This window comes from Paraliobacillus salinarum, assembly GCF_014083865.1.
GTDB lineage: Bacteria > Bacillota > Bacilli > Bacillales > Amphibacillaceae > Paraliobacillus > Paraliobacillus salinarum.
The window spans coordinates 21,649-32,890 of record NZ_JACEFA010000020.1 but is presented as its reverse complement, the minus strand read 5'-3'; the positions used below and the strand labels follow the sequence as shown (position 1 = coordinate 32,890).

Genomic DNA, 11,242 nt, shown 5'->3' with positions numbered 1-11,242 from the left:
CCTTTTACTTGTTCTTTCGTTAACACCGCTGCGAAGAATACCGCAAAGATCAACGTAATGATTGCTACAAGCACAATCAATAGAATCGAGTTTTGGAACGATTGAATGAAGTCCATGTCATTCCACAACACTTTAAAGTTATCTAGACCAACAAACTCTCTTGTATTTGAGAATCCGCCCCAACGATACATAGACATACGAAATACCTCAATCGTTGGCAAAATCATAAACGTCGCTAGCAAAAGCACTGCTGGCGCAACACATACTGCAATAAATAGGTTTCTTGATCCTTTTTTATTCATGGCGTACACCCCTTTTTTTAATCATATAAGATCATAAACAAGCCTACTTGCTATCAATTAATCCTTTTCATCCATAGCTTTTTAAGTTGATAGCTTTCCCTTTATGACTTCATCTTATCCCATATTAAAACGTTTACACAATAAACATCTTGTTGACTTTTTTATATATATTGCTTTTTGTAATAACTTGAGTTAAAATTTGTTATACGATAAAACGAACCAATAAAATGGGGGCGAATGACTTGTCTTATGAAGTGTATCGAATGACAAATCAAGATATTACGAAGATGCCTTTAAAACTGTTGTATATTACGCATACAGCATATGATAAAGGCTGGCATAGCACCAAGCACACCCATCATTTCACAGAACTATTTTATATTGTTAAAGGTAAGGGAGTTATCTTACTTCAAAATCAAGAAGTCCCCGTGAAGGAAAATGATTTAGTTATTATAAATCCAAACGTGGAACACACTGAAAAATCTAATTCTCTTGATTCACTTGAGTATATTGCTTTAGGAATAGAGGGGTTATCCTTTTCTCTTCCAGATGAAGAAGAGTCTCAGATGGGGTTGTTCACCTATCACGGCGATCAAAAAGACATTTTGTTTTATTTAAATAAGCTATTGCATGAAATTAAACAAAATGATGATGACTATGAAATCGTCTGTCAAAATATTATTGAAATATTAATTATTAAGTTGAGACGTGACAAAAAATTTACACTTACAAAGACAGAAACGAAAAACCTAAACCGTTCTGTTTCATTAATTCAACATTATTTAAATCAAAATTATCGAGAAGACATCTCCCTTGATTCGTTAGCAGAAATCGGGCATATTAATAAGTTTTACTTAGCCCATACTTTTAAAAAAGATATCGGGGTATCACCAATTGAATACTTACAGAAGGTTCGTGTCAGAGAAGCGAAATTACTACTTGAGACAACAAATTACAGTATTGCATCTATTGCAGAAATTGTAGGTTTCTCTTCTCAATCTTTCTTCACACAATCTTTTAAACGTTTTACGGATCAAACACCATCTAAGTATCGAAAAGAAGTGAAGAAGGATGGGTAACTGTCTATCCGTTTAGGTAATGATAGTTAACTATAATAACAAAACGGATGATCACTCAGGCTAGAATGATCATCCGTTATTTTTCGTTGTAAGTATTGTTCTCTAAAGAATGCTGTAATAATCCAGCTATTGCTTATACAGCTTGAAGCCTTGTTCTGTATCTTCCACATGTGTTCCATCCTTTTGTTTCAATAATAGATAGAAAAAATAAAAGTCTCCTACACAACCACCCGTATGCATCGCAAATAGAAAGTACAGAAATATGCCATTTACTCCAAGTAAATACAAACCACATAACAATAATGTAATTAAGACAAAGGGCATTAAACAAACAATAATGAATTGGTGCTTTGGATAAATGCTACCTGGACTAGTTGCATACGCCACACCACTTTTAAAGCCGAATTTCACTTTTGCTTCAGGTTTAAACAATTTAAAAAATAACCCATGAATAAGTTCGTGAATAATCAGTATCAGAAAAAAGGTAACAAAAAATAAGAACATAGCCAAGAAATTAATAGAGAGGCTACTAACTACAAAATAAAATGCACCAAAAATAAGTAGGGATATAAAGACGACAATGCCCCATATATTTAGCCATATAAGAAGCTTTTTATTCGCTAATAAATTAAAATCTTTAATCAATTTATATGTCATTGTATCCTCCAATATTAAAAATTGCTTTTCACTTACTTCCCTTATCATTTATTGTACATCTTATTCATTCTAATACCAATACATGTCTATGCAATTAGTTGGATGAAATACCTCCCAACCACACCTAGTATGACAATTAGCCAAGCTGGTACCTTCCATATATTCAACAACCCAAATAGCAAGGCTGCTAATGCAAAATCTGTTGCATTAAAGATCGAGCTGCTAAGTACCGGATCATAAAACGCCGCTAAAAGAATACCCACAACACTAGCATTAACACCCATTAAAACACTCTGAAAAACCGATCGATTACGTAATTCATTTAAAAATGGTAATGCGGCAATGATTAGTAAAAAGGAAGGTAGAAAAATACCTACTGTTGCTACAACCGCTCCAGTAACTCCCTCTAACATGGTTCCGATATAACTAGAAAAAGTAAATAAAGGACCAGGTACAGCTTGTGCCATCCCATATCCTGCTAAAAATTCATTGGCTGTCAACAACCCAGCAGGTACAATTTCACGCTCAATCATCGGTAATACCACATGTCCACCACCAAACACGAGCGATCCTACCCTAAAAAAGACATCAAAAATATGCAGGAATGGATTGTCTAATAGTTTATTAAGTATTGGTACAATTACTAGTAAACTTATCAAAATCCCCAAAGAAGTTAACCCGAATTTTTTAGAAATATTAATAGATAATGGCTGTACATTCGGCTTTGTTTTGTCTTTAAATAATTTTAATCCGATCAATCCCGCTCCCAAAATAATAACTATTTGCATCCAAGCGGAAGGAAACAAAAGCATAATGATTGCAGCTACTAACGCGATTGCTATCCGTGGTTTATCGGGAGTTAATTTTTTCCCTAGACCAAGTAACGCATGTAACACAACTGCTGCTGCTACAATTTTTAAGCTATGTATAAATCCAGCATCACCTAGCGAAAATGTTTGATACATTAACGCAAATAGAACCAATATGATAATAGATGGAAAAGTAAAACCTAACCAAGATATAAAACCACCAATTACCCCTCCCCTTAACATACCAATCGATATACCTACTTGGCTACTGGCAGGACCGGGAAGGAATTGACAGATAGCAATAATATCGGCATATGTTCGATCATCTAGCCATTTGCGTCTGTCAATGTATTCATCTTTAAAATAAGCTAAGTGTGCAATTGGGCCACCAAACGATGTAAGTCCTAATTTAGTAGAAATTAAAAATATTTCAATCAGTGTACGAAATTTGTTTTTTTGTTTAGACATCGTTGTCTCCTTTCTATTTTTTCACACGAACAATAGATTTTTGCAAACCATTAACACGTTTGCAAATATCCATACGCTATCGACATTATATTTATATTTAATTTTACTTTCAACAAATATAGATTAAATTTACACACTTTTTACATTAGGAGGATAAAATTAAATGTAGGTTTGATAAATATGTACGAATGGGAGTAAACAAAAAACGAAGAAACTGTTTTCATCGTTTCTTCGCTTATTTATTTAGGTTATTTAAGCAATTCCTTATACTTTTCCACATCGTTAAATTCTGTTGAAAAATACGCAGGTATGGCACTTGTATTGACTACTTGAATTGACTTCCCATTATTAATTCCCTCAATAACTACATTAAAAGCGTTCTCTTTATTTAATGTCAGTTCAATATTTTGCACATCACCATTTAACTGATATACATTATCCTTCTTTAATTGATAAGTTCCTTTATTAACTTCTCTGTTATCAATAAACTCAACAAAGCTATTTTCATCTGGTTGAAAACTAAATTGAATGATATATCCTTCTACATGTTCACTTTGATAAAATCCTCTTAAACTAGGTTGAGGACTTGATTTAAACATTATCATAATGACAATTAACACAAAAAAAAGCAAAAGAATAACTTTTTTCATCCGTCTCCTCCTCAAAATAACGCAAAAAGCTCAAATTTTTATTCTGTTTTGTTAATTGATGAAATTTAATCTTAAGTAGGGTTGTTATTGTCTGAGGCTCTTGAGGTTATATTACGTTTATTATAACACACAAACAAGGAAAAAAAGGAATTTAGTTTTTAATTTTAGTTTTTAAATTCCTCACAAAAAACGGTGCCCTAAAGACACCAAATCGACAAAATCTATCTTTATACTATTGGATAATATGAAACGGAAACTTGAACACCTAATAATCTAATTGACGTAAATAAAGCAACAGTCCGTCATCCTTCCAACCTTTTAACACATAGTTGCGAACTTTACTATCAATTTTCTTTTGCTGTTTACTTCCTTTACTAAAGAAGTTAATAATAGCAAAAATTAATCCACCGCCAATTGCTGCACCACCATGGGACCCTAATTGTAATCCCATTAGTTCTTTTTCAGTAAAGGGTAGCTCCGTATTATTCAAAAATTCTTGTTTATATTCCTTATTAATGACAATATACGATTCCTTATTCGTTAAAGCAGTTAACAGTTCTTCAGAATTATTAACTTCAACATAGTTAGTAATGTTTGGTTCCATCTACGTCCATCTCCTTTTAACGGATTAAAGATTTTTACTTAATATGTATTACGAATGGCTTCAATATAAGTTTCGTTTTTTTACCAATGATTCTTTTAAAAAGATTTCAAACATTAATAACCTAAAAATAAAACTATTGACTTCTACCCTATCGATAGCTACTATTATAGTAACAACTTCATATTCCTAAAGGGGAGTAGCTTTAACAGTAAAGTCGTCAATTCGGAGTTCTTAAACTCTCGGCTTTTCTGGCGACACTAGATTGCTAGCAAGACCTTTATCGTATATCTGGTAGAGGGGTATTTATCTAAGATTCAAAACCTTTGCCAAATCGGTAAAGGTTTTTTTATGTTTATAAAGAGCGTTGTGCAACGGTTGCAAACTATCTATCTTAAACAAAACAATTTTGGGAGGAAATTTTATGGCATATATTTTATTAATTATTGGATTTGTATTACTAATTAAAGGGGCAGACTTATTTGTTGATGGCGCTTCTAAGATTGCTACTGCTTTACGAGTATCGCCGCTTATCATCGGGTTAACGATTGTGGCTTTTGGAACAAGTGCTCCAGAGGCAACAGTAAGTATTGTCGCAGCACTAGAAGGAAGTGCTGGTGTTACAATCGGGAATGTGGTTGGTAGTAATATCTTTAATATTACCTTAGTCGTTGGAATTGGTGCACTTATTTTACCAATGACGGTTGAAAGCGAAACAATTAGAAAAGAGATCCCATTCACCTTATTAGCTGGTGTTGTTGCATTAGTCATGGTGAGTGATATTAGCCTTAACCAATCTGCGAACAACATCATTAGTAGAGGTGACGGTTTTATCTTGTTATTCTTTTTTGCTATCTTCTTGTATTATATTTTCGAAGTTGCGAGAAAAGGTAACAATGAACTGGAACCAACAATACAAGAAAAACCACCACTAGGGAAAAATATTATCTTTACGGTAATCGGACTAGTGGCAATTGTTTTCGGTGGTGACCTAGTTGTAGATAGTGCTTCAGAGATTGCACTTTCCTTTGGTATGAGTGAAACATTGGTTGGACTTACAATAGTTGCGGTTGGTACATCATTACCTGAATTAATAACAACAATTACAGCTGCACTTAAGAAACAAACTGATATTGCGCTCGGAAATATTGTCGGAAGTAATATTTTTAATCTGTTCCTAGTATTGGGAGCAACAGCTGTTATTTCTCCACTATCTGTTGATAATAGCATTTTCTTTGATATCATGTTTATGAACATTTTAACGCTAATCTTACTAATCTTTTCAAGAACTAACTACAAAATTGGTCGATTAGAAGGCGGTTGGTTAACTGCTTTATACGTGCTATACATGGTTTTCATTCTTATCAGAAACTAACCAATAATTTTCAAAAAAGCGTTAGACAGCTTATCACAATTCAAGCTGTCTAACGCTTTTTTTATTCATTCAAATAGATCCACGCGTACTGTGCATATAGTTCCGCCCCTGTGGAAAGTGCTTCTTCATCAATATTAAAACGACCGTGATGATGTGACCACCTCGTATCTTTTTTCGTGTTACCACTTCCAACAAGTGCAAAACTTCCTGGTACTTCCTCGAGATAAAAACTAAAATCTTCTGCACCCATCGTTGGTTTTTCTTCATAGAGCGCAGATTCTCCAAATGCTTGTGCGACAACGCGTTGTACACGCTCTGCACTATCTGCTTCATTAACAACTGTTTTGGTACCATACGTATAATCCACCTTTGCAGTCGCTCCATAAAGAGCAGCTGTTTGTTCTGCAAAATGCTTAAGCTGTTGTTCTATATGTGCACGAGTGGCTGGATCAAAGCAACGGATCGTCCCTTCGATAACTGCATTTTCAGCAATTACGTTAAAACGTGTACCGACCATCATTTTTCCGATCGTTAGGACGCCAGCTAGTTGTGGATCAATCGTTCGCGAAATGACTGCTTGCACGTTCATGACAAAAGCCGACGCAACGACAGCTGTATCTATTGAAGTATGCGGTATTGCACCATGCCCGCCTTTTCCTTTAAACGTAACAGTGAAAAGGTCTGCTGAGGCAAATGCAGGACCTGACACACAGCTCACTTTTCCTGTATCCATCTGGGACCAAATATGAATACCAAATACATTATCGACACCTTGTACTGCACCTTGCTCTACCAATGCTTTTGCTCCTTGAGCCACTTCTTCTGCTGGTTGAAAAATCAATCGAACATTCCCTGCTAATTCTTCTTTCACTTCGTTTAATGCTTTTGCTGCAATCATTAACATTGTTGTGTGTGCATCATGACCACAAGCATGCATTTTCCCTTCTTCTTTTGAAGCGTAAGAAAGATCTGTATTTAATTCTTCTACTGATAAAGCATCCATATCCGCTCTGAGGGCAACTGTTTTACCAGGATTTCCACCTTTTATTTCTGCAATTACACCAGTCGGTTCAGTTCGACGATAGGTAATTCCTAACTTATCAAGATAATTACATACAAATTGTGTAGTGTTTTCTTCCTCCCAAGAAAGCTCGGGTTCTGCATGAAGCTTTTGTCGTAGGGCAATCAGTTCTTCATTTGATTCATTAATTATTTGTTTTATTTTTTGATTAATCATGTATTATTCCGCCTTCGTTAATTTCTTAGCTGTCTGATATAAAATTTCTACTGCATTTGCAATATCCGCAGCATCGGACCATTCCTCAGGACAATGGCTCAAGCCCGCTTTACTTGGAATAAATAGCATTCCGACATCCGTAAAATCAGAAAAAACCATTGCGTCATGACCTGCTCCGCTATTAATGGAACAATACGAGATATTTTGATGTTCACTTTGTTCTTTTAATAATGTTCGCACCGTTTCGCTAAGTGCTTTTGGTTGAACATATAATTTTTCTTCTATATCAACCTCAATCCCATTACCTTGGTAATCTTCAACATATTCTTTCAACTGTTGAATCACATGTTGTATATTTTCTTCTTTACCAGAACGAATGTCCACAGTAAAGAACACTTTCTCTGGAATCACATTAGCTCCATTCGGGTACACATTTAACTTGCCCGTTGTTAAAACCGTTCCATTCCCTTCCGTAATCGCAAGGTCTGGTAACTTACTAATCATTTTCGCAGCTGCAATTAATGCATCAGAACGTCTATCCATTGGTGTCGTACCTGCATGACCAGCTTGTCCTTTTACAGTAATATCATATTGCGTAAGCCCAACAATTGACTCAACCACACCGATCGGTATATTTTTTTCTTCCAGAATCGGGCCTTGCTCAATGTGCAATTCCAAGAAAGCTTTCATCGTTTTTGGATCCCTTGCCTTAGGAAGTGAAGGATCTAGTCCAATCTCTTGCATCGCTTCTTTTGGTGAAATACCGTCCTTGTCCATTGAATCACTAAATTCCGCTTCGCTTAATTGTCCTGTTATTCCACGTGAACCCATTAAACCGCCACCGAAACGAGAACCTTCTTCTTCAACTAACGCAACAATTTCCAATGGATAACTTGGTTTTACGTTATGCTGATAAAATAGATTTGCAACTTCTAGTCCAGCAACCACACCTGCTGGGCCATCATATGCACCACCGTTTGGAACGGAATCAAAGTGAGAGCCAATCATCACACTCGGTGCATCCGGCATACTACCATCTAATTTTCCAAAAATATTACCGAGTCCATCTTCACTAACTGTAAGTCCTATAGCTTTCATTTGTTCTTTAATATAATTTCGTGTTTGCAAATCCTCTTTACTATAAGTAAGACGCGTCGTCCCGTTTCCAGGTGTTGACGTATACGTTGCTATCGTTTCAATATGTTTTTCAATTCTTTCTTTTAGTTGTTCCATGCTGACATCTCCTTTTTTACAAGAACCCTACAAATAATCCTGCCAAAATTACTGACACAATCGTAACGGTAATAAAGCCTCCTACAAGCATCGGTGGTAACATATGACTAGTTAACATTTCTTTTTCTTTTTCATCATCAGTCAATGACTTAATTACTTCGTTTGTAATAATATAATCTGCTGGAAATCCATATAATGCGGTTAATGAAACTGCAAAGGCCAAATATTTACTAACCTTCAATACCTTGCCCGCGATAAACGAAAAGATATACATCCCAATAATCGCAAGCACAATACTCCCAAGCAACGGATATAATAGTTCCAGTAACATGCCTGGTGTTGCATTATTCAAACCATCAAGCACGAAAAGCATCAAAGCTAAAATCGCAAAACCAAATCCATTTGCTTTTTGGAGTACTTGTTTTTCTAGAAATCCAACACTAGAAGCAATGACACCAAATAATAAACAAATAACAAATGCACTAATATCCACAACTGGTGCTAATAATGTTGATACAAGATATGCTAAGTAAGCGACCAAAGCCAATTTAAAAAATTTAAAGAAATCCGTGTTATATCTTTCAGGTAACTTAGACGCTGATTTTTTCAAATCTCCTTCGTTTGATTTCTCCACCTTATCTGCTTGTTTTTCTTGAAGATCACCACTCTGATAAAGTTTTAACAGACGTTTTCCCTCTTTTTTCAACATAATAGATGTGATTGGATAACCAGCGAATCCTTGAATTACATAAATAACTATTCCAAGTACAGCCAATGACGATAATCCTGCTGCACTAGCTGCATCAGACATGATTAAAGATGAAACAAGTCCACCGACTAAAGGCGGAGTGGCTATAATCATCGTTTCAAATCCAAATAAAAGTACACCAATTGTTAATAATACGGCAATAACCCCAACAATTCCAGATAATGCAATAACAATTGTTTTCCATTGTGCTTTTAACTCTTTTAGTGAAAGTAATGTACCCATATTAGTAATTAATAGATACATTAACATGGTTGCAACAGAAGTTGGAATACCAGCTAATGCCACAATATCTTTTGGGAAGAAAGTCCAATATCCTAACAACATTAATACTGCACAAACGAATATGGACGGAATCCATGCTTTTGTTCGAACAGCAACTGCATCCCCAATAAATAAAATAAGTGTAAGTATGACTAAAGCTAGCATTTGTGACATAAGGCATCCCTCTATCTTTCTTTGTATTTATTTTTTGAATTAAGCGATTATTCAAACAGAAACATGATAGCATGATAATACAATTTAGTATTGGTAGTCAATTGTTTTTTCTGAAAATTATGTTTGTTCGTTATATTTAGTTATTTTCTAATTGTAATAAAAAAGTGACCATTCGCCTTTCCACTGAATATATTAACGTGGATGAATTAGAAATTAACGGAGGTAACAAATATGAATTATTCTTATACACAAAGTATTTCTCCAAATCAACTGAATGCCCCCAAACAAGTGATGGTGGTAGAACCATTTGTATTTGCAGCTGCAAGCTCATTAATAGGCAAGTACGCAGTAATCGAAACATCAAGAGGAAGTGTATCTGGTATGGTTAGAGATGCAAAGCCAGATCATATCGTTTTACAAGAACGCGATTCAACCTTTTTTGTACGTCTTTGTGAAATTGTTTGGATCATGCCGGATACTTCAAATTAATGAACGATAAAACAAAAAGACGAATCTCATCACACTTTTGGTGTAAAGATTCGTCCTTTTGTTTGTTTTAATTCACACACAACAAATAATGTTGATTATAGAATACCCCCACGCTACACTCTTTTTATTCCATCACTGTTGTTACTTCTCGAACATTTGAGCCATCAAGATTCATTTGGTAAAGATGATAATCCGCAGTTGCTTGTGCAAATTGTTTGTTAACCATAAAATAAATCGTATCGCCATTAGGTCCTAAAACAGGATTACCAGTATATTCTTCAAGCGCCGTCAATTGCTTTTTTTCACCTTTTTCTCTGTCATAAGAAAAGAGTTCATATTCAAACGTTCCGCCTTCTTCTGGATTACTAACAGAGGAAAAAATAAACGTTTGTTCGTTAGATGTTAATGTGAAATCGTAAATATCTTCTTGTTTATCTTTATTCGTTACAGCATACCTTTCATTCGGTTGATCAAGCGGAATTTTAAAAATTCGTTGATGTGTCGAAAAATATTCTTCAGCTGTTTCTGTCCCTTCATCATCCATCATTTGAACATAAACCGAGTTATCTTTAGAAGATACATTTAAAGAACTTATTTGATACCCCTTAATGTTAGTGTATCGCTTTGTCTCTTGGCTTGAGAACTGATAACCAAATACGTCATAGTCATGAGGTCTGGCTGATGCAATAGGTGAGTAATTTTCAAAAGTTCCCGCTTGAAGATAATACATCGTATCTGGATTTTTCGGATCATATTCAATCTCTGTGATTAGCATATCTGATACGAAGTGTGCGTGCTCATTTTTCGTATCCAAATCAATGACATATACCTCACTTTTTAATGACTCTTGTTGGTTTTTATCGTTAGTAATATAGGCTAATCGCTTCCCATTAGGAGAAAAACTTATATCTGTGATTTCCTTTTCTACGGGTAGTTGAACGATTGGTTCTTTCGGATAACTAACTTGATCGGTCAGATATATCCCTGGTTTTCCGTCTACATAATACACATAGCCAATTGTTCCATTCGTAGCTACATCGTAGTAACTAGTCAATCCTTGTTGTTTTTCTATTTCTTCTTTATCAAAAAGAACACCTATTATGACAAGACCAATTGTAATTAAACTAATTGTCATTAT

11 protein-coding genes and 1 pseudogene are annotated in these 11,242 nt (G+C 34.9%); 3 read left to right on the top strand and 9 right to left on the bottom strand.

The window, feature by feature from the left end:
- Positions 1 to 302, bottom strand: a pseudogene (locus HP569_RS13610) (sugar ABC transporter permease); the annotation flags it as partial.
- Positions 303 to 544: 242 nt separating this feature from the next.
- Between HP569_RS13610 and HP569_RS13605 the strand changes: the two are divergent.
- Positions 545 to 1,381 (top strand): helix-turn-helix transcriptional regulator, encoded by an 837-nt coding sequence (locus HP569_RS13605; RefSeq protein WP_425501880.1) that lies wholly within the window; start codon positions 545 to 547, stop codon positions 1,379 to 1,381.
- Between the two features lie 126 nt (positions 1,382 to 1,507).
- Here the strand turns inward: HP569_RS13605 and HP569_RS13600 are convergent, their stop codons facing one another.
- From HP569_RS13600 to HP569_RS13585, 4 genes are all read right to left on the bottom strand, one after another.
- Positions 1,508 to 2,038, bottom strand: a complete 531-nt coding sequence (locus HP569_RS13600; RefSeq protein ID WP_182201703.1) for a DUF3267 domain-containing protein — start codon at positions 2,036 to 2,038, stop codon at positions 1,508 to 1,510.
- Positions 2,039 to 2,124: 86 nt separating this feature from the next.
- Positions 2,125 to 3,315 (bottom strand): chromate efflux transporter, encoded by a 1,191-nt coding sequence (chrA, locus tag HP569_RS13595; RefSeq protein ID WP_182201702.1) that lies wholly within the window; start codon positions 3,313 to 3,315, stop codon positions 2,125 to 2,127.
- Between the two features lie 248 nt (positions 3,316 to 3,563).
- On the bottom strand, positions 3,564 to 3,965 hold the full coding sequence (locus HP569_RS13590) for a hypothetical protein (RefSeq protein WP_182201701.1): 402 nt from the start codon (positions 3,963 to 3,965) through the stop codon (positions 3,564 to 3,566).
- A gap of 265 nt (positions 3,966 to 4,230) precedes the next feature.
- Entirely contained in the window at positions 4,231 to 4,569 is a 339-nt protein-coding gene (locus HP569_RS13585; RefSeq protein ID WP_182201700.1) for a hypothetical protein, read from the bottom strand.
- Positions 4,570 to 4,990: 421 nt separating this feature from the next.
- On the opposite strand from HP569_RS13585, the gene HP569_RS13580 reads away from it, so the two are divergent.
- Positions 4,991 to 5,941 (top strand): calcium/sodium antiporter, encoded by a 951-nt coding sequence (locus HP569_RS13580; protein WP_182201699.1) that lies wholly within the window; start codon positions 4,991 to 4,993, stop codon positions 5,939 to 5,941.
- 61 nt (positions 5,942 to 6,002) lie between these two features.
- On the opposite strand, the gene HP569_RS13575 is transcribed toward HP569_RS13580, so the two are convergent.
- Genes HP569_RS13575 through HP569_RS13565 form a run of 3 tightly spaced genes read right to left on the bottom strand, consistent with a single transcriptional unit; the run spans position 6,003 to position 9,615 of the window.
- The gene (locus tag HP569_RS13575; protein ID WP_182201698.1) at positions 6,003 to 7,178 is read right to left on the bottom strand and encodes an amidohydrolase; all 1,176 of its coding nucleotides are present in this window, start codon (positions 7,176 to 7,178) and stop codon (positions 6,003 to 6,005) included.
- A 3-nt stretch (positions 7,179 to 7,181) separates the two neighbouring features.
- Positions 7,182 to 8,411, bottom strand: a complete 1,230-nt coding sequence (locus tag HP569_RS13570) for a Zn-dependent hydrolase (RefSeq protein WP_182201697.1) — start codon at positions 8,409 to 8,411, stop codon at positions 7,182 to 7,184.
- Between the two features lie 16 nt (positions 8,412 to 8,427).
- Positions 8,428 to 9,615: a hypothetical protein gene (locus tag HP569_RS13565; protein WP_182201696.1), complete on the bottom strand. Its 1,188-nt coding sequence runs from the start codon at positions 9,613 to 9,615 to the stop codon at positions 8,428 to 8,430.
- Between the two features lie 231 nt (positions 9,616 to 9,846).
- Here HP569_RS13565 and HP569_RS13560 point away from each other — a divergent pair, with 231 nt between their 5' ends.
- Positions 9,847 to 10,104, top strand: coding sequence for a YuzF family protein (locus tag HP569_RS13560; RefSeq protein ID WP_182201695.1), 258 nt, complete (start codon positions 9,847 to 9,849; stop codon positions 10,102 to 10,104).
- Between the two features lie 124 nt (positions 10,105 to 10,228).
- On the opposite strand, the gene HP569_RS13555 is transcribed toward HP569_RS13560, so the two are convergent.
- On the bottom strand, positions 10,229 to 11,239 hold the full coding sequence (locus HP569_RS13555; RefSeq protein ID WP_220464475.1) for a TolB family protein: 1,011 nt from the start codon (positions 11,237 to 11,239) through the stop codon (positions 10,229 to 10,231).
- Positions 11,240 to 11,242: the final 3 nt, after the last annotated feature.

What these genes read in the sequence shown, in the direction of transcription:
- HP569_RS13600 (WP_182201703.1), bottom strand. Translation starts at nt 2,038, where the DNA reads ATGACATATAAATTGATTAAAGATTTTAATTTATTAGCGAATAAAAAG.
- chrA (WP_182201702.1), bottom strand. Translation starts at nt 3,315, where the DNA reads ATGTCTAAACAAAAAAACAAATTTCGTACACTGATTGAAATATTTTTA.
- HP569_RS13590 (WP_182201701.1), bottom strand. Translation starts at nt 3,965, where the DNA reads ATGAAAAAAGTTATTCTTTTGCTTTTTTTTGTGTTAATTGTCATTATG.
- HP569_RS13585 (WP_182201700.1), bottom strand. Translation starts at nt 4,569, where the DNA reads ATGGAACCAAACATTACTAACTATGTTGAAGTTAATAATTCTGAAGAA.
- HP569_RS13580 (WP_182201699.1), top strand. Translation starts at nt 4,991, where the DNA reads ATGGCATATATTTTATTAATTATTGGATTTGTATTACTAATTAAAGGG.
- HP569_RS13575 (WP_182201698.1), bottom strand. Translation starts at nt 7,178, where the DNA reads ATGATTAATCAAAAAATAAAACAAATAATTAATGAATCAAATGAAGAA.
- HP569_RS13570 (WP_182201697.1), bottom strand. Translation starts at nt 8,411, where the DNA reads ATGGAACAACTAAAAGAAAGAATTGAAAAACATATTGAAACGATAGCA.
- HP569_RS13565 (WP_182201696.1), bottom strand. Translation starts at nt 9,615, where the DNA reads ATGTCACAAATGCTAGCTTTAGTCATACTTACACTTATTTTATTTATT.
- HP569_RS13560 (WP_182201695.1), top strand. Translation starts at nt 9,847, where the DNA reads ATGAATTATTCTTATACACAAAGTATTTCTCCAAATCAACTGAATGCC.
- HP569_RS13555 (WP_220464475.1), bottom strand. Translation starts at nt 11,239, where the DNA reads ATGACAATTAGTTTAATTACAATTGGTCTTGTCATAATAGGTGTTCTT.